The organism is Lactiplantibacillus plantarum (genome assembly GCF_014131735.1).
Lineage (GTDB): Bacteria > Bacillota > Bacilli > Lactobacillales > Lactobacillaceae > Lactiplantibacillus > Lactiplantibacillus plantarum.
Genome location: NZ_CP039121.1, coordinates 233,283 through 253,555, shown reverse-complemented (window position 1 = coordinate 253,555; position 20,273 = coordinate 233,283). Strand labels below are relative to the sequence as shown.

General features: G+C 44.9%; 20 protein-coding genes. 8 read left to right on the top strand and 12 right to left on the bottom strand.

The window, feature by feature from the left end:
* The first annotated feature begins 50 nt into the window (after positions 1–50).
* Positions 51–764, top strand: a complete 714-nt coding sequence (locus tag E5260_RS01060; protein WP_003643016.1) for a demethylmenaquinone methyltransferase — start codon at positions 51–53, stop codon at positions 762–764.
* A complete protein-coding gene (locus tag E5260_RS01055; RefSeq protein ID WP_003643017.1) occupies positions 765–1,460 on the top strand; it encodes a YdcF family protein in 696 nt (231 codons plus the stop codon).
* Positions 1,461–1,557: 97 nt separating this feature from the next.
* On the opposite strand, the gene E5260_RS01050 is transcribed toward E5260_RS01055, so the two are convergent.
* Positions 1,558–2,529: an SGNH/GDSL hydrolase family protein gene (locus tag E5260_RS01050; RefSeq protein ID WP_003643018.1), complete on the bottom strand. Its 972-nt coding sequence runs from the start codon at positions 2,527–2,529 to the stop codon at positions 1,558–1,560.
* A 949-nt stretch (positions 2,530–3,478) separates the two neighbouring features.
* Between E5260_RS01050 and E5260_RS01045 the strand changes: the two genes are divergently transcribed.
* Complete coding sequence (locus E5260_RS01045; protein WP_003643021.1) at positions 3,479–5,383, top strand: heavy metal translocating P-type ATPase; 1,905 nt, start codon at positions 3,479–3,481, stop codon at positions 5,381–5,383.
* 152 nt (positions 5,384–5,535) lie between these two features.
* On the opposite strand, the gene E5260_RS01040 is transcribed toward E5260_RS01045, so the two are convergent.
* Positions 5,536–6,288 (bottom strand): MIP/aquaporin family protein, encoded by a 753-nt coding sequence (locus E5260_RS01040; protein WP_003643022.1) that lies wholly within the window; start codon positions 6,286–6,288, stop codon positions 5,536–5,538.
* Between the two features lie 384 nt (positions 6,289–6,672).
* On the opposite strand from E5260_RS01040, the gene E5260_RS01035 reads away from it, so the two are divergent.
* Together E5260_RS01035 and E5260_RS01030 are read left to right on the top strand one after the other, a co-directional pair.
* Positions 6,673–6,993 (top strand): thioredoxin family protein, encoded by a 321-nt coding sequence (locus tag E5260_RS01035; RefSeq protein ID WP_003643543.1) that lies wholly within the window; start codon positions 6,673–6,675, stop codon positions 6,991–6,993.
* A gap of 23 nt (positions 6,994–7,016) precedes the next feature.
* On the top strand, positions 7,017–7,286 hold the full coding sequence (locus E5260_RS01030; protein ID WP_003643024.1) for a metal-sensitive transcriptional regulator: 270 nt from the start codon (positions 7,017–7,019) through the stop codon (positions 7,284–7,286).
* A gap of 99 nt (positions 7,287–7,385) precedes the next feature.
* Here the strand turns inward: E5260_RS01030 and E5260_RS01025 are convergent, their stop codons facing one another.
* The 3 genes from E5260_RS01025 to E5260_RS01015 all read right to left on the bottom strand — a co-directional run bounded on the left by E5260_RS01025 (position 7,386) and on the right by E5260_RS01015 (position 8,503).
* Positions 7,386–7,589, bottom strand: coding sequence for a hypothetical protein (locus E5260_RS01025; RefSeq protein ID WP_003643025.1), 204 nt, complete (start codon positions 7,587–7,589; stop codon positions 7,386–7,388).
* A gap of 128 nt (positions 7,590–7,717) precedes the next feature.
* Positions 7,718–8,269, bottom strand: a complete 552-nt coding sequence (locus E5260_RS01020; protein ID WP_003643026.1) for a Dps family protein — start codon at positions 8,267–8,269, stop codon at positions 7,718–7,720.
* Between the two features lie 12 nt (positions 8,270–8,281).
* The gene (locus E5260_RS01015) at positions 8,282–8,503 is read right to left on the bottom strand and encodes a heavy-metal-associated domain-containing protein (protein ID WP_024272221.1); all 222 of its coding nucleotides are present in this window, start codon (positions 8,501–8,503) and stop codon (positions 8,282–8,284) included.
* Positions 8,504–8,703: 200 nt separating this feature from the next.
* Here E5260_RS01015 and E5260_RS01010 point away from each other — a divergent pair, with 200 nt between their 5' ends.
* Together E5260_RS01010 and E5260_RS01005 are read left to right on the top strand one after the other, a co-directional pair.
* Positions 8,704–9,369 carry a Crp/Fnr family transcriptional regulator gene (locus E5260_RS01010; RefSeq protein WP_003643028.1) on the top strand — a complete coding sequence of 222 codons (666 nt, stop codon included), beginning with the start codon at positions 8,704–8,706 and terminating at the stop codon, positions 9,367–9,369.
* Between the two features lie 310 nt (positions 9,370–9,679).
* Positions 9,680–11,596, top strand: coding sequence for a M13 family metallopeptidase (locus tag E5260_RS01005; RefSeq protein WP_003643029.1), 1,917 nt, complete (start codon positions 9,680–9,682; stop codon positions 11,594–11,596).
* Between the two features lie 109 nt (positions 11,597–11,705).
* On the opposite strand, the gene E5260_RS01000 is transcribed toward E5260_RS01005, so the two are convergent.
* Positions 11,706–11,897, bottom strand: coding sequence for a hypothetical protein (locus E5260_RS01000; protein WP_003643030.1), 192 nt, complete (start codon positions 11,895–11,897; stop codon positions 11,706–11,708).
* Positions 11,898–12,749: 852 nt separating this feature from the next.
* Between E5260_RS01000 and E5260_RS00995 the strand changes: the two genes are divergently transcribed.
* Positions 12,750–13,223 carry a GNAT family N-acetyltransferase gene (locus tag E5260_RS00995; RefSeq protein WP_003643547.1) on the top strand — a complete coding sequence of 158 codons (474 nt, stop codon included), beginning with the start codon at positions 12,750–12,752 and terminating at the stop codon, positions 13,221–13,223.
* A 58-nt stretch (positions 13,224–13,281) separates the two neighbouring features.
* Here the strand turns inward: E5260_RS00995 and E5260_RS00990 are convergent, their stop codons facing one another.
* The 6 genes from E5260_RS00990 to E5260_RS00965 form a co-directional block, all read right to left on the bottom strand.
* The gene (locus tag E5260_RS00990; protein WP_003643033.1) at positions 13,282–14,634 is read right to left on the bottom strand and encodes an FAD-dependent oxidoreductase; all 1,353 of its coding nucleotides are present in this window, start codon (positions 14,632–14,634) and stop codon (positions 13,282–13,284) included.
* Between the two features lie 316 nt (positions 14,635–14,950).
* Entirely contained in the window at positions 14,951–17,101 is a 2,151-nt protein-coding gene (locus E5260_RS00985; protein WP_003643034.1) for a lectin-like domain-containing protein, read from the bottom strand.
* A gap of 21 nt (positions 17,102–17,122) precedes the next feature.
* On the bottom strand, positions 17,123–18,136 hold the full coding sequence (locus E5260_RS00980) for a DUF916 and DUF3324 domain-containing protein (RefSeq protein WP_003643035.1): 1,014 nt from the start codon (positions 18,134–18,136) through the stop codon (positions 17,123–17,125).
* A gap of 97 nt (positions 18,137–18,233) precedes the next feature.
* Entirely contained in the window at positions 18,234–18,926 is a 693-nt protein-coding gene (locus E5260_RS00975; RefSeq protein ID WP_003643036.1) for a WxL domain-containing protein, read from the bottom strand.
* Positions 18,927–18,963: 37 nt separating this feature from the next.
* Positions 18,964–19,536, bottom strand: coding sequence for a WxL domain-containing protein (locus tag E5260_RS00970; RefSeq protein ID WP_003643037.1), 573 nt, complete (start codon positions 19,534–19,536; stop codon positions 18,964–18,966).
* Positions 19,533–19,811 (bottom strand): hypothetical protein, encoded by a 279-nt coding sequence (locus E5260_RS00965; RefSeq protein WP_003643038.1) that lies wholly within the window; start codon positions 19,809–19,811, stop codon positions 19,533–19,535. Before E5260_RS00965 ends, E5260_RS00970 begins: the two co-directional genes overlap by 4 nt.
* Between the last annotated feature and the right edge of the window lie 462 nt (positions 19,812–20,273).

Here is a 20,273-nt window from a genome sequence, read left to right as displayed (position 1 = left end):
CCAACATCTGCTATAGTAGTAAGTAAAGCAACTATCAGGAGGTATCATTTATGGCAAATCGTTATTTACATAATGTCCAAGGTTTGTTCGACACCATCGCGCCGAACTATGATCGGATGAATAACATCATCAGTCTCGGAACGCATCGTCATTGGCGCAAGCAAACGATGGCCCAGATCCATCTAGCGTCTAACGCCCATATTCTCGACCTCTGTTGTGGTACGGGTGATTGGACGATCGCGCTGGCTAAAGAATTACAGGCACCCGGTGAAGTCATCGGATTAGACTTTTCAGCCCCAATGTTAAAACTGGCACAACAAAAAGTGACCCAGCAACAGGTTGCCGATCGGGTCTGGTTGCGCCGCGGCAATGCGATGCATCTTCCGTTTAAGGACAACACCTTTGACCTCGTCACGATTGGCTTCGGACTCCGCAACTTGCCTGATAAAGCCCAAGCTTTAACTGAAATTTATCGCGTACTAAAACCGGGGGCTCGCTTGGTCTGCTTAGAGACGTCTCAACCCGATCAGCCATTGATTAAACCAGTCTGGCAGTGGTATTTCACAAAAGTAGTCCCACTATTCGGGCGCTTATTCGCCCATCAATATCAGGAATATTCCTATTTACAGGAAACCACTCGTCACTTTGCAAGCTACCAACAGTTAGCAACGATGTTTCAGCAAGCAGGCTTTCAAAATGTTCACTTCCAACGGTTCAACTTTGGAGCCGCAGCGGCTCACTTTGGGACTAAGGAGGCCAAGTAATTGGACGAACTGACCGCTTTCAATCAATGTCTGGCTTGGTTGACACACACCACCGCCTTGCCTGAGCACCTCGATGGCCTGGTCCTTTGTGGCAACAGCCTCCCAGCAACAGCCACTGCAGCGGGCCAGTTAGCCCAAGACTATCAATTACCACTACTCATTATTGCGGGCGGCATCGGCCACGCCACTAAGTATTTGCGGCAAAACTTAAACCTGCCAAAATCTCAAGCTAGTGAGGCTGAGTTGATGGCGACGCTTGTTCGAAAGACTGGCTATCAAGGTAGTATCCGCCTCGACAAGACTTCTACCAATACTGGTAGCAATGCCACGCATGCCCGCGCGTTAGCCCCCACCGATTGGCGCCACGTCCTACTCGTACAAGACCCGTTACTCGCGCGGCGGACTACCCTAACGTTCTCAGCCAATTGGCCCAATGCCAACTTTATTCGCTATGCGCCGGCGACCTTGCAATTAAACCGGCTACAACCAATGCAATTTACGCCAAACACAATATTAGCTGGCTGGCAACCCGCTTACTTTACTGAACTCTTACTCGGTGAATTTCAACGCCTAGTGGATACCCCCAACGGTTATGGTCCCCGTGGTCAGGGCTTCATCGCCCATGTGGATATTCCCGAAAAGGTGCTCGCTGCGGCCCGGTATTTACAGTCGCAATCACTACACCGCCAGCGTTAACGTTTATTTTTAAAATCTAGTAGTGCCACCAAAAAATCCCGTTTCACTGCAGCAGAACATCGCTACAGTAAAACGGGATTTTTATAAGATGGGTTGATCACGATTTAAAAACATCTGGATACTGTGTCCGCAACGCTTGTGCTGTTAATTCGCCCGCCATCCGGGAGCCAGCTAAATCTAAATGCACCCCGTCCGTGGTACTGAGTTGCCAAGTAGCCGTTTCAATGAGTTGCAATTGCATAAATTCGGCCACGACCGCGCGAATAATCGCTGCAAAATTCTGATTAAACGGGATCATTACAGCAAGCCGGCTATTCGGGTAAAGCGTCTGCACCTGATTAAGGAAGCGACGCAAAACTACCGTGAACGTCGTATCATCCGTGTGCCGATCATTAGTACCAACATTAATCACAACTAAATCCGTGGGTACTGGTTGCCACGTCGTTTTACTATCCACGGCTGTTAAAACCTCCGGCAGTACCGGTACGCCACCAGTTCCTGGTTTACTGAGACCAACGGCACTATAAGCAATGCGGACATTCCGTGCATTCAACAAGTCACTCGCAACCGCCGCATAGTTGGCTTCCGCGCGATAATCTTCGGCAGGGTACTTACCCATGACCCAGCAACCGGCCGTCAGTGAATCCCCAATCCACGTCACGCTGTGTCGGCCTAACTGAACTGGCTGTAACTCACCATCTGTCGTCAGGGCTTTCACTGCAAAACCTTGATTGCCATCCCACACACGGTCCTCATCAGTATTACCACTCAAAACTACCCGTACCACGTGAGGCCGACCATCCAGTGTCAACCATAGGGGGGCATTCGTCACCGCCTGCCGTTGAAAAGGCAAGCCATCAATCTGAATCGCCACCCAACTCGGTAGCTCATACGCCAACGGCAAGAATGTCAACCTCACAAAACTAGCATCAGTGACTTGAAAATCGATTTCTGCACCCAAATTAGTGCTATACATCACGTCTCGATCCGCAATTTGCTTGACCGCCCAACGCCCCTGAAAGTATGCCGGCATCAAGGGCTGATTGGCCTGCGTTATTTGATAATCCACGTTTTTCCCTCCTATACCTCTTGTTTACTCAAACTTGATCATCCTACCCATTCTTCCGTTAACTTGTCATGAAACATGATTAAAACATGCCATTTAGTTGGCTTACTGTTCGTCAGCCGGTGAGCGTTCTATTCCGACCTCCGGGGCTGGATGACAATTGCTGGAACGCAGCCGACGTCGATTTGAGCTAACGCACAAACCGCGTCATCTCAAATACGAGTCTTATTCTAAGCCGGAAGAAAGGCACTTCCGACTAAGAATAATTTGGCTACTGAGCATTGTCATCCAGCCCCTCCAGTCGGGAAGCCGCTCGAATGGCAGATGAACGGCCACTTAACTTGGTACAATTGGTCGTTGACTATTTTGATAATGGAATTTTAAACGAGACTTTAAGGTTACATTAACCACTTTGTCGAGACGTTCGATTATTACTATAGTGATTTCGAAATAGTGAGCTATCAAAATGTTACCTTCTACCTGACAGTTGCTCGACAAAATTACTGTTTATAAAGAAAAATGATGAGTCCAATAAAAGTTGGGTACATCTCCGTCTGCCATTCGAATACTGTCCCGACTGGAAGGCGTTTCTGACAATGCCCAGTGGTGAAATTTCACTTAGCAAGCGTCCTTTGCTTGGTTAGTGAAAGGCCAGTATTTGAGACGTGTTTTTTCGGCTCAAATCTGTGCCCACCACGTTCCGGCAATTGGCAGAAATGCCTGGAGGTCGGCGTAGGACGAACGAACTAAGCAGGTTTACGCTAACCCGAACTGTTTCCAGTGGGTCTAAGCTGGCTGCTTTTGAATTTAAAAAATGGCATGTTTTAATCATAATCACTGCCAGCAATCCAGAATTAATACTGTTATTTTGCAAAACTTGACGCCTATCAAGTTGCCATCAAGCTGAACTCACTATACTAGGGTCATCAAATCAAATAAGGAGTTGCAAATTATGAAATTCCAATTATTTCTCACTAAACATACGAATCAAATTACATTAGTTACGGGGATTCTGATTGTCCTTGGGATGCTCAGTAAATATCTCTTACAATTTACGCTCGGTTACCAAGTCATTTTAGCAGTTGCTTCAATTATTGCCGTCATTCCGATTGCGGTTCGTGCTTGGAGCGCACTTCGGAACAAAGTTTTCAGTATTGAACTGTTAGTTAGTACCGCAGTGATTGGGGCATTCATTATTGGTGAATTCAACGAATCCGCAATCGTTACTTTCCTCTTCTTGTTTGGCTCCTATCTCGAAAGCAAGACCTTGCAGAAGACGCGGACCGCAATCAAAGGCTTGACTGACATGTCACCAACTACCGCAACTTTAGTTACTGATGATGGCACCGAAGAAGTCGACGTTGATGATGTGGACGAAGGTGACGTTGTCCTAGTTAAAACCGGGAGTCAGGTTCCCGTTGACGGGATTGTTGTTGAAGGTAACGGCTACCTTAACGAAGCCTCAATTACGGGTGAAGCACGCCAAATCAACAAGCAACTCAAGGACTCGGTTTACTCCGGAACAATGGTTGAAAATGGCTATCTGAAGATCAAAGCGACTCAGGTTGGCGACGACACGACTTTTGCAAAAATTATTGAATTGGTTGAAGAAGCTCAAGATACCAAGTCCAAAGCTGAAAAGTTCATCGACCGCTTTGCTCAATATTATACGCCTGCCGTCCTCGTTTTAGCAGTCCTAGTCTTCGCCTTCTCCCATGACTTCCGCTTAGCAATCACTGCACTAGTTCTCGGTTGCCCAGGTGCCTTAGTTATCGGCGCCCCAGTGTCAAACGTTGCCGGAATTGGGAATGGCGCCAAGCGCGGTATCCTAATCAAGGGTGGTGAAGTCGTCGATACTTTTGCCAAAGTCGATACCCTGGTCTTCGATAAGACCGGTACTTTAACGGAAGGTAACACTGCCGTTACAACCATGCACACTTACACAAACAATGCGGATAATCAACTAGCTCTCGCCGCCGCTATTGAGGGGGTTTCCGACCATCCGTTAGGCCAAGCAATCGTCAGTTATGCCGACCAGCAGTCAGCGGGGGGCGCTCCCGTCCTAGATGACACTGAAACCGTTAAGGGCCAAGGAATCTGTGCACAAGTCGGTAAGCAAGAAGTTGTCATTGGTAATCAAAAAATGTTGACGGCTCATAATATCAAACTAAATCCTACCCAACTCAAAGATCTCAATGATTTACAAGCTGGTGGTCAATCAACCGTTATCATGGCAGTCGACGGACAAGTTCAACTCATCTTCGGTATTGCCGATACGATTCGTCCAGGCGTGAAGGATTCCCTCGCCGCATTAAAAGCCCAAGGAATCAAGAAACTCGTTATGTTAACTGGAGACAATGAACTCACTGCCCAAGCCGTTGCCAACGAATTGAACCTAGATGAAGTTCACGCTAACCTCTTGCCAGAAGAAAAAGTCGAATACGTTAAGAAACTAAAAGCAGCCGGTAACACGGTCGCCTTTATTGGAGATGGCATCAACGACAGTCCTTCAATCGCTAACGCCGATATTGGAATCGCAATGGGTAGTGGGACTGATGTTGCCATCGACACATCCGATGTCGTCTTGATGCAATCAAGCTTCCCCGCATTAGTACACGCCCACGGTCTCGCCAAGAAGACTGTCTTGAACACTCGTGAAAACATCTTCATCGCCATTGCCACCGTGGCCTTCCTACTGATTGGGCTAATCTTCGGTTATATCTACATGGCCAGTGGGATGTTTGTCCATGAAGCTAGTATCTTAGTCGTTATCTTCAACGCTATGCGGTTAATCAATTTCCAAACCAAGTTCGACAAACACCAACCAACTAAAACCATTCAAGCAGCCACAGCTTAATCAAGTCTCCCCAACTTGGTTACAGGCCTAGCAACCAATAACGGTCCGCCGACTAGTCTTCCCAGCTAGTCGGCGGACCGTTTTAGCATATTGCAATCAAAAATGATAGACCAATAATAATTTCATAAATACGCTCGGTTAATTAATTGCGATTATAAACCAAAAAAGATCTTATAAATCCAAATTCCAATAACGGCACCAACAATTGGGGCAACCACGGGAACCCAACTATATTCCCAGTGAGAACTACCCTTGTTCGGTACTGGGAATAACGCGTGTACTAGCCGTGGTCCCAAGTCACGGGCCGGATTTAGGGCCGGACCGGTTGGACCGCCTAACGAAATAACCATGGCAGCAATCAAAAGTCCAACGCCAATATTGGCGATATCGATATTTTGATGAAAAAACATCCCGCGATATAATCCCATGGCACCAAAAATCAGGACTGCGGTTCCTACCATTTCCGTAACAAAACCGTTTAACTGACTGTTCGCATGATCACTAGTTGCAAACGTCCCTAAGACCGCCTCATTATCAGTCGTTTGCCGATAATGGGGCCAGTACAGTGCCAAAATCAAGCATTGGCCTGCAATTGCTCCTAGAAATTGCCAGATTAAGTAAGGCGCAACGTGCGCCCAGGGAAAGATTCCAATCACGGCTTGCCCAATCGTAATCGCGGGGTTTAAATGGTTACCAGAAATCGAGCCAAACATCATGGCTGGGAGCATGACCCCCAGTCCATATCCCGATGCAACCAGGAGCCATCCTCCATTGGCGAGTCCTGGATCATCGTTACCAGTCGTGTTCTTCAGGAATGCGTTAGCGACAGCACCATTACCTAGTAGTACTAGGATCAGCGTGCCAAAAAATTCAGCGGCGTAGCGTGCTTCCCATGAACCTGTCATCTGTAAATCCTCCTCGTAAGGTACCGAGCATCTATGATAATTTGAAGATACCAGATAAAACCGTTTATGTAAACGCTTTATTTTGCTTAAATAAGCGGTTTCTAATAATTCAACATAATTCTACCAGATACCCTGGGTTGTATAATTATGAAGCGCTAGTATAACACGCTCGCGTCAACATGAGATCTTCAACGTTAATGCTCGCGATCACAACTAGAAGATTCTCAGGTGACGCTAGCTTCCACAACAAATCGTTAGTATCTAATTACCCAATACATCAGTCCTTTTTAAATCCCTCCACGGCCAGAAGCAGAATACTTGCTTGCGTATACCTATGGGGGTATATTGTTTAGTGACAAATACTTACTAAAGGAGTCAACTAAAATGATTAAAGAAATACATGATCAAGATTTTGCCAAAGAAACAGATACTGGTATCGCCGTTATTGATTTTCGCGCAGACTGGTGCCCACCATGTCGCATGATGGACCCAATTCTTAAGTCCCTTTCTGAAGACCCAGCTTACAAGGATCAGGTCAACTTCGTTTCATTGAACATTGACCATGACCAAGCTACGGCCAGTCAATTCCAAGTTCAAGGAATTCCAACCTTCCTGATTAAGAAAGATGGCCAAGTCGTCAGTCACATGGTCGGAGCACGTCCTAAGCCTGATTTTGAAGCCGAACTCAAAAAAGCACTTGCCTAATTACGAAGGGGGCATCATGAATCATGGCAACTACTGAAGAATATGTCACTAGCAAGCAGATCAAGACCCGACTGAAACGCTCGGCTGGTCAGCTGGACGGCGTTTTACGTATGATGGACGAAAATCGTCCTTGCGAAGATGTCTTGGTTCAACTTTCAGCAGTGAAATCAAGTATCGACAAGGCCATGAAACTCGTCATCGCCCGTAATATTAATAATTGTGTAGATGCGATGACCACGGCTGATGTTCAGAATCTTGAACACTCATTGGATCTACTGCTAAAAACCAAATAACGCCAAAAAAGACGGTGTCGCCAATCTCAGTTGGTTATACCGTCTTTTTAGTGCCAGTTGACGCAGTTAAACATCGTATCTGTCAGGCAACTTATCGAGTCAATCTTTCCAATCGCCCTTTTTCCAGTCATCATGGTTCCAATCATCTTTTTTCCAGTCATCGTCGTCATCACTGTGGGACTGCTCGGCATCCTTGGGCGCTCGTTTTGCTCGCTTCAACAGTACCGCCGTTGAAACCACCGTTACGAACCCAGTCGCAATAATAAAGACAAATGTCCACATCACAATGTCACTAATCGCCATCTCGGGGCCCTCCCATATAATTTAATTGTCGTTAGTATAGCGCAGGCCCGTTGTAATAGCAAAAAAGCCCTGGATAGTTTGCCCACACAATCGCTATCCAGAGCGTTTAATTCTTCTGCGACAACGGCCTAATCGTCATCCTCATCTTCTTCATCCAAACCAGTTCGAGCATCGTTACCAAGATAAACTTGTAATTCCCGAATATTGCGATTGTTACTGCCACGATAAGCAACTAACCAAGCTGCCAGTGCCGGCCGGGTTTCTTTTTCAGCAAGCTTGATAGCCCGGTCAACGAATAGGTTTTCCGTATCAAAATCCTTGATTGTTGCGGCCACGAGTTCATCAGCAGATTGATACTTGAAAGCCCCATTTTCTTCCAACATAGAATACTTGGTTAATTCAGCCGTTGTGGAAGATGGCTTTTGGTTTTCATCTAGGAGTAACTCGCCTAATTCAGCAAACTGACGGACATTCTGATCTAACAAACGTTGATATGCTGTCCGCAATGCCAATGATTGTGGTCCTTTAACGTACCACTTCACTTGGGTCAACTTAACGTAAGCAACCATTAAGTTAGATAAAATGTGATTCGTCATTGCGCCCGCTGTTGGGACATGATGATCAATGTCACTCTGTTTTAATTCCGCTGCGTATTGTTCGTCGATCGTTAGTTCACTCATCGTTTATTCCTCCTACTTAACCTTGACGTTTTCAACTTCGTAACCAAGTCCGGTAACAACTTGTGCCAAATCATCGGCATTCGTCACTTCAGGATCAAAGTTAGCCTTGACCTTGCTGGCATTGAATAGCACCTTAACATTCTCAACGCCGTCATGGTTAGCAACGGCCTTTTCGATCTTAGTCATGCATGATGGGCAAGTCAACGTTCCTAATTGCATAATAATTTTCATAATCAATTACCTCCGTGTCGTTCATTTGATGGTTCTATCATAACCGGATTTGATTGACCAGAACTTGACGGCCGTCAAGAAATTCAAAAAAGTTTTACGCTACAATATAGTTATTAAAATAGCAGGAAATTTAAAACGTCAAACCCTATCTACCAAGCAAAATCTGTTATAGTTAGGGTGAATTTATTCAGGAGGTGGGCCTTATGGCAGAACATGAATGTGTGCAGTTAGTCCCAATTTTTAGCGAACTCGGTAGTGAACAATTAGACACTATCGAATCGATCGTTCGTCACCACCACTATCCAGCCGGCAGCACTTTATTTGGTGCTGACGATCCACTGGATTCACTGATGATTGTTGCCAATGGGCAGGTTAAAGTCTATCAGCTAGCTGCCAATGGTCGCGAGCAGTTACTATATCTATTACAAACTGGTGATATCGATGGCGAAGCTGCCTTATTTGAAAATCAACGGCGAACCTCATTCGGTGAAGCCTTAGTACCGACGGATGTTTGCAGTATTCGCCGTTCAGACTTTCAAGACTTGATGCAAAAATATCCCAGTATCAGCATCAACGTCTTAAACGTCTTTGGCAAACGTCTCAGTCAACTGGAGCGTCAAACAACCAGCACGGCCACTGAATCCGTCGAAGCCCGTTTAGCGAACTATATCACTGAAACAGCGGCAGCGCTCAAAACCGACACGTTTAAACTACCATTAAAGAAAAAGGACCTGGCGACGTTCCTCGGCACCACCCCTGAAAGCATCAGCCGTAAGCTCGCCTTATTCGAGCGTCAAGGCCTAATTACGCAAAAGCCTGGCAAGATCATCGAAATTAACGATGCCGACCAGCTATTATTAACTGAATAATGACTACTAATTAAATTATCCTTAATCCCCCGGATGACTAGCGAAATCACCGTTAGTCATCCGGGGGCTTTTACGTCAACCCTCACGCTGCCTCATAAGGTGATTTACAGGCACTAACAGCTCCTGCATGCCGATAATTCAGAAGTAATCTTGACCTTTACATTAACATTCACAACCCATCAGCTACTGATTCAGGACTATTAAGATGATTAGTATCATTTTTTACTGAGTCGGTACCAGATGATACCACTGAGAATAATCTAAGGTATAATTAACTTAGTATTAGAAAATTTATTAAGGAGTGGATTTAATGGCAACCATTAATCAAGCAGCAGTAAAACAAGATCTCTACGATGCCGTCAACGGCGAGTGGCTCAAAACCGCCGTCATTCCGGATGACCATTCTTCAACCGGGGGCTTTATGGACTTAGTTGATGCCATTGAAAAAACGTTAATGCATGACTTTGATGCAATGGCGGCGGGAACAGTTACCCCCGACGATCCTCAGCTAACCGAATTCATTAAGTTTTACCGCTTAGCTAAAGATTTCGACCAACGCAATGCCAATGGTGCGGAACCAATTCTGCCGTGTCTCAAGCAAATTGATAGTTTAAGCGACTTTGCTGACTTACAACAACGGATGCCCGATTGGATCTACGACGGCCTCCCATTACCATTCAGCTTGGATGTCGACGCTGATATGAAAAATACCAAGGTCAACGCCTTATTTGCCCAAGCACCTGGGACTATCTTGCCAGACAAGACATACTACGACGAAGGCAACCAGGCCGGCCCTAAGTTACTAGCAATTTACGCTAAAATGATGACCGAACTGTTGCAAAAAACTGGTTACGAAAAGGACGAAGCACAAAAAATCGTTGATGACACGCTGCAATTCGATCGTTTGATCGTTCCGTGGATCAAATCCGCTGAAGAGTCGGCTGATTACAGTAAGATGTATAATCCTCGCAAATTCAACGATTTTGTTAACACTAGTCGTTATTTAGACTTAGCCGCCATCACCTACTCCGTCATCGATGGTAATCCCGACCTCGTCATCTTGCCAGAACCCGCCTTCTTCGATCACTTTAACGAAGTAGTCAATCCTGATAACTTCGGTCTGATGAAGAACTGGATGAAAGCTAAACTCGTTCAACGGTACAGTGGTTACCTCAGTGATGAAATGCGGGTATTAGCCACGACTTATTCACGGGCATTGTCTGGTCAAAAAGAACCGCGGAACCAGGCTAAGAGTGCCTACTATCTAGCTACCGGAACTTTTGATCAAGTCGTTGGACTCTATTACGGCCACAAGTATTTTGGTGAAGCGGCCAAAGCGGACGTTCATCAGATGGTCGAAAAGATGATTGCCGTCTACAAACGCCGATTGCAAGCGAACACTTGGCTCAGTGCAGATACGCGTGCTAAAGCCGTGACCAAGCTTGATAAACTCGGCATTCAAGTCGGTTACCCTGATAAACTAGAAACGATTTACACGAAATTCAAGACGCACACGCCCGAACAAGGTGGCAACGTATTGAGCAATGTCCTCCACTTTAACCGTTTGGCACGCCAAGACATGTTCTCAAAGTGGGGCAAAGCCACTGATCGGACCCGCTGGGAAATGAGTGCGGACACCGTCAATGCTTACTACCACCCATTTATGAACATTATTGTCTTTCCAGCTGCTATCCTACAAGCACCTTTCTACAGCTTAGAACAATCTTCTAGCGCTAACTATGGTGGTATTGGTGCAGTTATTGCTCATGAAATCTCGCACGCTTTTGACAACAATGGTGCCCTATTTGATGAATTCGGTAACTTGCATAATTGGTGGACCGAGGAAGATTCTGCCCACTTCAAGGAACTTGCCAAGTCCATGATCAGTGAATTCGATGGCTTAGACTTTGCTGGTGCGAAAGTTAACGGGACGTTGACCGTATCCGAAAACATCGCCGATGCGGGAGGCTTAAGTTGCGCGGAAGAAGCTGCTAAGGGCGAAGATGACGTTGATTTGAGTGCGTTCTTCACTAACTGGGCCATGGTTTGGCGTATGAAGGCCACGACTGAATACATGCAACTCTTACTTTCAATCGACGTCCACGCTCCAGCTAAGCTCCGAGCAAACGTACAACCTAAGAACTTAGATGATTTCTACACAACCTTCGACATTCAACCCGACGATGCCATGTATTTGGCACCAGATAAGCGGGTCAAAATCTGGTAAAAAGCTTTAATCAATGAACACTAAGACCGACTAACAAGCGGTGCGATTGCTTGTTAGTCGGTCTTTTATCTGTTCCATCATTATGGGTCTTATTCATTCAAATTACGCGTTAGTATATTACAATAGAACTGTCGTCTGATGCCGTTACATCGTTATTGGACTGTGACCCAGTCTCAATCACGACTGCACCGCAAATCACACCAGCAGACGCGTTATTAGTCGACTTAACGCCATTTTCAGTGAGGGTCATCAACAAGGCAATCCCAGTCCACTTGACGCTTAAATCAGCATATTTGGACACTGGTAACCATCGAAAACAACTAGCATTAACTATGATTAAAACGTGCCATTTAGTTGGCTTATTGTTCGTCAGCCGGTGAGTGTCCTATTCCGACCTCCGGGGCTGGGTGACAATTGCTGGAACGTAAGCCGACGTCGATTTGAGCTAACGCCCAGCCCGCGTCATCTCAAATACGAGTCTTATTCTAAGCCGGAAGCAACCCACTTCCGACTAAGAATAATTTGGCTACTGAGCATTGTCACCCAACCCCTCCGGTCGGTAAGCCGCTCGAATGGCAGATGAACAGCCACTTAACTTGGTACAATTTGTCGTTGGCTATTTTGATATTGGAACTTTAGGTGAAATATCAGAGTGCCTTCTTCACTTTGCCAAAACGTTCAGTTGTTACTACGGCGATTCAGAATAACGAGCTATCACAATATCATTTTTAGCCTAACAGTTGATTGACAAAATTACTGTTTATAAGAAACAACGACAAAGCCATCAAAAACTGAGTACGCACATGTCCGCCATTCGAATACTGTCCCGACTGGAAGGCGTTTCGGCCAATGCTCAGCGGTGAAATTCCACTTAGCAAGCGTCCTTGGCTTGGTTAGTGGAAGACCAGTATTTAAGACGTGGTCTTCGGCTTAAATCTGTGTCCACTGCGTTCCAGCAATTGGCAGAAATGCCTGGAAGTCGGCGTAGGACGAACTAACTAAGCAAGTTTACGCTAACTCGAACTGTTTCCAGCGAACCTAAACTGGCTGATTTTGAACTCAAAAAATGGCACGTTTTAATCATGATTCATAACAGTTTAACTAGTACAATAGGAATTACTAAATATTCATGACGCATTTTAAAGGAGGCACTATGTCACAATTTGAAAAGTATCATCCCATTCTAACGCCACACTATACGTTCGATTGGTTAACAAAGGTGCGCGTTATCGACGTTTTCAACTTATATCAGACCAGCAATGCGACAGCCACTATGGAAACAACCGCTGCACAAATTAACCACACCATGCGCGAGATTTTTCATGACCACCAGCTTGTTTGGGGCGTAACGGATCGAGACACGAATGCGTTCGTCGGTCAGGTCGGCTTTGCCCCAATCGATACGGCTAAGCATGAAGCAACTCTCAGTGTTGACCTGACTGCTACTTATCAGCAAGTAACTACGCTCAGGGAAATCTTAGAACGGTTGGTGGCATTTGGTACCGTTGAGTTAAAGTTGAACCGACTCACATTGATTTTACCAAAGCACGATGACCTAATGGCACAAATACTGGCTGGCCTTAACTTTAGTACCACCGACCACTTAACATTCAATTATCACCAATAAACAAATAACGCGATGCTACCTTCATGAAGCAAGGTAAGCATCGCGTTATTTTAACTTATTATTCAGTGACAGCTTCGGCCGCATGGGCAATCGCTGCTTGACCAAGTAAGTTCAAATAGTTAAATGGCCGGTCGTAAATTGGTTGGAAGAACATATCTACGAACCCTAAGTCGTCAATGGTATTGTGATTTTGAATCATCACTGAAATCACATTGGCTGATTGCGAAACATCATGTTCACTCATGAATTGTGCACCTAGGATTTCGCGAGTTTCAGGATTGTAAACCAATTGCATTAAAACAGGCTTAGTGGTTGGCATAAATTCTGGCCGGTAGTTGTCTTCAAAAGTGACAGCGGCTGCCGGAACATTTTCGGCCTGTGCATGTTCTAGGGTCATCCCAGATGAAACGATGGTTTGGCCGAACAACATTAACCCAGAAGTTGATTGTGTCCCCATGTACTTCCGCGTTGGCTTGAAGATGTTCAAACCAACTAAGGTTCCTTGGCGAACCGCATTCGTTGCTAATGGGATATAAGCATCTTTCTTAGTTGGGTTATAGTGAACAGCAACCGAGTCACCAGCCCCGTAAATGTCTGGATCAGAAGTTTGCATGTAGTCATTGGTCTTGATCGAGCCATTAGCGTTCATATCGACCTTGCCCTTGAGTAAGCCGGTATTTGGCCGGAAGCCAACACAAAGAATCGCCATGTCGGCTGTGTAGCTGCCCTTGTCAGTCTTGACCGTAACTTCTTTACCATCATCACTGAAGCCTTGCACCATTTGATTCAAAGCCATCTTGATACCGTGATCAACAAAGTCTTGTTCAACCCGGTCAGTGAATTCTTTGTCTAAGTATTTATTTAAAATCCGTGGTAAACCATCAATTAGTGTGACTTCCTTACCTTGCTTCTGGTAAGCTTCAACTAATTCAGTACCGATATAACCGCCACCGATCACAATGACCCGCTTAGCTGGTTTGGCTGCTTCCCATAAATTCTGAGCGTGCGTCCAGTTCTTGCATAAGTAGACATTGGGACTATCGATGCCGTCAATTGGTGGAATAACAGGCCATGAACCAGTAGTGACAACTAACTTGTCATAGTGATCAGTCTTAGATTCACCAGTCTTTAAGTCAGTAACCGTAATTTCATGTTTGTCAGTATTCACATCCGTCACATCATGTTGCATATGAACAGTTGCGCCTAACTTAGCTAACTGTTCAGGACTGGAATAAAATAGGCCTTGAGGATCAGCAACTTGGCCGCCAAGGTAAAGTGCGATCCCACAGGATAGGAACGAGACATTGTCATTTCTTTCATAAATCGTCACTTCAGTATCTGGATTTGATGCTAAAATCTGATTAACGGCAGCAGTGCCGGCATGGGTACAACCAATTACAATAACTTTCATTTTTAAATCGCTCCTTAAATGTGTTTATATTCACAATCATGCTTGTGCAACATGTATTTGGTAACAATTACATTGTACTAAAGTAAAAAGAAAACGCAACCAAAAACACGTAAAAAGTGTAAATACTTCACTAATCACACGATAAACAAATGCCTTGATTACAACGTTCTCAGTCATTCAGGCTGATTATTCATTCACTTAACTGTGGTAATTAAAATTATTATTATCTTTAACCATTATGGCTAATAACTAGAAAGCAAAAGCACTCACAATCTTGCGTGTGAGTGCTTTTGATTCTCTTATACCAACCCGATCATTACTTAGGTGCATCTGTTAACGTCCACGTAATATCCCCCGTGTAAGAACCCGGAGTAGCTCCCGCATTGCTTTGATATAAAATGCCTGACTTATTCGTCCAGTCTGCCAAGACATCATAATCATCGTTATCACTAGTAGCCGTGTGACTGTCAATCACCGTACCCGCAGAATTCAGCGTGGTCGTCTGCTCGCCGTCGCGGAAAATCACGTCGCCCGCCAAATTCTGACCACCGGTTGTTTTAAAATTAGTCGCACTAGCTTGTAGTTGCCAACTAGAGCCCTTACCACGACTATCCCGTACAACTAGTTGCCAATCGTCTTCCCGGTCTGTCGTTTGAGCCGAACCATCTAAAGTAATGGTTTTAAACGTGCTGCTTTTGGCAACCGTCTTAAAACCAAGTTCACCTGCAGTAACAATAATCTGCGCTTTATCAACTGGTGAGACGTTCTCGTAACGGTCAGATGCCCATAGTTCAATCTCATTATCATCACCGACGTGTAAATCCTCTGCTTTGACCTTGTAGTAGAAGTAACCTTGTTCGTCATCATCCGACATTTGAACCGTTGGCATTTCCTTGCCATTAAGCGTTGGGTGTAGTGTCACTTGACCGTTAGTTAATTGTTCCGAATCCTCGGCTGCAACAATCCCTCTGATGATCACGTCTTCCCCATTGGCGACAGTATACGGACTATTACGAATTTTAAGGTATAGCGGCTGATCGACTGTAATCATGTAATCCGGTGCTTCCGTCGTTGTTTCAAACACCTTATTTTTAAATGTCGCCGTCGTTGCAGTTGTCTGTTCATTGACAACGACATTCTCGGCCGTCCCATTGAGCGTGATCGTCGCGGTCGGTTGACTAGCCGATACTGCTTTATCTAGAGTATAGTCAACTTTAGTATCACTACTCGTTGGCGCCGTCAAAGTCTGCTCACTACCATCCGCATACGTTACCTTGGCACTGTCAAACGTAATATGCTGTGGTAGATTGAGTTCAGCCGTAATGTTATCCCAGTCAATTTGACCACCTTGGTAAGTCAATTGATAGTCGTACTGAACTTTATGCTGAGCTTTGAGCTGGCCGCCTGTCTTGATTTCACGATTCTTGGTCTTATCCGTAACCTTAACCGCCGCCTGTACGTCAACTAAATTCGGCGCGCTTTCAATCACGACCATGTTATTACCAGAATTACTACCAGTCGCCCCCATGAATCCCCAGCGAACCAGGCCATCACTACTGTTGAATTGGCTAGTATCTAACACTTCACTCTGAGTAAAGCCGCTACCCGTCGCCGACCCATCTGGATTGATGTCATTATAAGTGTACGTCATCGTTTTAGTCGCCGCATGCCAGTCCATCACCAGGTGGTGCCACTTGCTATCTCCTAATGACATATTCGTCACTAGGTTGGTATGTTTTTGCGTAAAGTAGTACCGGGTTGACCAAATTATCCCGGTAACGTCTAAACTCCTGACAGACTGATTTTCATACTGACTAGCCAGCCCAGGATACCCGGTCGCAATGTGTTGTTTCTTAATACCATCATCAAACGAATCACCCTTACCAGCATTACTATAGCTAGTTGAAGTATTGGTATAGGTATCAAACTCTAAGGCCCAACTATTTTGGATGGCCGTTTTCGCAAATTCTTCGCCGTCCTTCAATTTATTATCCGTATCAACACCCCAAACACCGAGTGTCTCACCAATAATGCTGGACGAACTGACTTGTGCGGATGCGGCAGTACCATTTGGATCATTTTGTAAGACAAAAGCCATCCCATCGCCGGCCTTACTAGTACTCGTGGATGTTCCCAAATACACCCACATTTTAAACGTAGCATCTTTATTTAAATCTAGGCGATTGGCGTCGTTCGACCAAAAGCCACCCACTTGCTTCTTGCCGTTAATAACCTGAACGGCCTGCGTATTTGGCGAGCTTGCATTGGTCACATTCCCAATATTCGCACTATTACTAATGCCACTACTGAATGCCGCTGGTAGCGTAAAGAGTTTATCCAACTGATTCAGGCCAGACGGTGCCGTTGCCAACGTCGCTTCGTCAGCAGCCTGAATTTGGGCGGTCCCGGCCCATAATCCCATTAATGCAGTTAATGCAACTAGTATTTGTTTCGGTCCCTTCCACATGTTGAAAACTCCTCTCGCTAGTTAGTCCTGACGACGGCGGTTTTTCAATAGTAGCCAGATAATTGCGCCTAATAGGACAACAATCAGTGCGCCCAACGCAACAAACCACCAGAAATAGTTCGATTGTTTTTCTGTAACAGCTGTATCATTTAAAGTCTGAGCTTCTTTATCAGTAATGGTAAAGTTCTTTGTAAATTGCCACTTACCCTTATCAGCCGTTGCCGTTAAATGTAAAGTGTACTTGCCCGCCTTCAATTGTTGCGTCCCGTCACCAACTGCAAAGTCAAAATTACTATTCGGCGCCATTGACATGTTTTCCTTAGTCGTCGTCAATAATTTTTTAGACGAACCAGCTTTAGTCACGTAGCTTTTGATCTTTAAGCCATGCATAATAACGGGCTGGTTGTTTTGCAGATTAGCCGTAACGTAATTACGATAGTTACGTTGCTTGGCTTTTACCGCGTGCAACTTCATCACAGGTTTGATCCCGCTTGGATCAGATTCACGTAACTGCAAGCCAATCACGTACGCATATTGATTATTGATGGCCATGCCACTACTAGATTGTTTCGCCTTGGTACTGAGTTCCTGGATGATATTGATTCCACCCAGCGCCACGCCCGCAAACTTTTTCTCGGGTACCGTCAATTTAATAGTGACTTTTTTGCTTGACTTAGCGGGAACGGTCACGACCTGTGACTTTGAAAGTGCTGTCTTGATGTTAAACTTCAAGGAGTCATCGGCCTTAGCCTTTGCTTGGCTGTAATCGATGATACCGTTATTATTTGTAACCGCCAGATTAGGTGATACCGTGTATCGATGTTCTTTACTATCACTATTTTTAATGGTTAAAGTGAGATTTTGCGTTTGACCTGGTGTGACCTTCAAGTCAAAATAGGACACTTTTTGATTAATTTGGTTATCAGGCAAATCAGCCTGGACCGTGTAATTGAGGTCATCCGCTCTAGCAGTCATTGTCAAACCTGCCATAACGATGCTCACAACGGCAATTAACTGCCAAAATATTTTTTTCATAGGCTTTACCCTTCCTTTATTCAACGGTAAGTGACGAGCTATGTATGATTGAAGCTGCCATTCTTTACAAGTAGCAGCTTCACATCAAACCATTTAATTAACTAGGTGCGTTCGTTAATGACCAAGCCAGCGTACCCGTGTAGTCGCCAGCACGCAATTGGCGATCATGGACTTCAAGTTCCGTGGGTACCTGCCCGCGATTCAGAACGACCAGCCAAGTACCTAGACCAGTATTAGGCGGGGCAATCACGACATTATTCGCTAAACCAGCAACTAATTCACCAGTATTAACAACGTTAGGTGCAGTACTAACATTGCCAGCACCTGGCCGTAATTGGACTGCGCCTAATTTTAAAGACGTCGTTAAGGTCTGCTGACCACTTTGCAACCCGCTTGGCGTGACCTGTAACGTCCATCCAGCAGCCGTGGCGCGGCGATCAGTTATTTGAATCATCGCCCGCTCATTCTTGGCAGTCGTCTTAAACGGCCCACCCGCGGTCGTAATTGCATTGAATTTCAAATTACTGACGAAATCAATGGTTAACTTTCCCCGTGAGCCCGTACCAGCGACATTGTCTTCATCGACCGGGTCACCCGGGTATGGTTTACTGGGATCATCAGGGTCGACCGGAGAAACTGCATTGTCATCATCCGAGGGGGTCATTTCTACCTGCACCTGTGACTGTGTCGTTGCAGCTTGCGTTGCGATAAACCAGCCCCAGTTACTAATGATGAGACAACCTATCACAGTCATTAATAACCGACCTGTTACCAACAATCCCTTTTTCATCGGTCACACCTCAGTTCTCCTCTGGCGCATTAACTGGTTAGCTAGGGGCGTTACCTAATGTCCATGTCAAGGTTGAAGTGTAAGCGCCAGCCGCGTTACCAGCAGGGATCAACAGGCTAACTTCATTGGTTGCATACTTACTCGTAAACTTACCGATCCCTTCATTAGCTTCTGCGTCCATGATAATTTGATTTTGGTCAGTGATATCCACCTTATAAGCTTTTGCTTTAGAGATGTTATTAGCATCATCCGCAGTTGCATTAACTTGTGCAAAAGTTAACGCGGCGCCCCGTAATTCACGAGTATCATCTGCATTCATGAACTTCGAACCTTTAACTTGTACTAACCATCCGTCCGTATTCCCAGGGTTGGTCACTTTCAAGTCGCCAGTAACGTTCTTAGCATCATAGGTTTTACTGTCATTAGTGATTTTTTCGGTCCCAAAGCTAACACCAGGTGCTTGATCCAAGGTAATATCTTTATTAGTGTCATCCTGGATTAATTCAACTTCAGCTTTGGTCGTTGTCTCCGTATCTGCAGCTTGGCCAACAAGTGGTAATCCTGCCATTAGTGTCATGCCTGCAACGAGAGTTCCGAGATATTTTTTCATTTTGGCTGCTCCTTTATTGTTTGACGGTTGCGCCACCAGATTAGAATTAATAATATTAATAAACTAAGTCCACATACGCCGATACCGAACAGAATCCATTGCTGGGTCCCATTCATTTGCGGTAATACACCTTGTAGCGGGCTCGCAATTTTATCGGCCGCCGCATTGCCACCTGAATTAGAAGTGATCGTTAAGTGGTAAGTGCCTGATTGCGTATCAGCTACTAGTGGTAACTTGACTAGCTGACTAATACCTAAGTCTTGAAAGCTGCCCATCCAATTAATATGACCACATCCTTTCCAGATATTGACTTAAGCTTAGTATCATTATTAACGCTTAGTACCAATAGTGAATCGTTGTGAGTAACCCTATCAGCAACGAAAATATATCATGGTTTTGGAATCGCTGTCAATTGATGACGCCCCTTAACTATTGATTAAAATTCCTATTTTAACGGACTTCTGAGCCATTTTTAATATTATAGTGATTACAAATATTTTAATATAAACTACTGTAATCAGTTTAACGGCAAGCTTTCCTACTGCTTTCATTTATCCGATTAGGTCCAACTAGTTGGCGTGTTCAACTAAACAAGCCGTCAACATTATATTATCGTTAGACTTTGATGAGGCCACACATAAGTTAAAAATTTTGATAATTATAAATATTGAAATCCTATATATATTTAGAATATCGTTGTAACAGCAAGCTATTACATAAATTATCTTCAATTTATA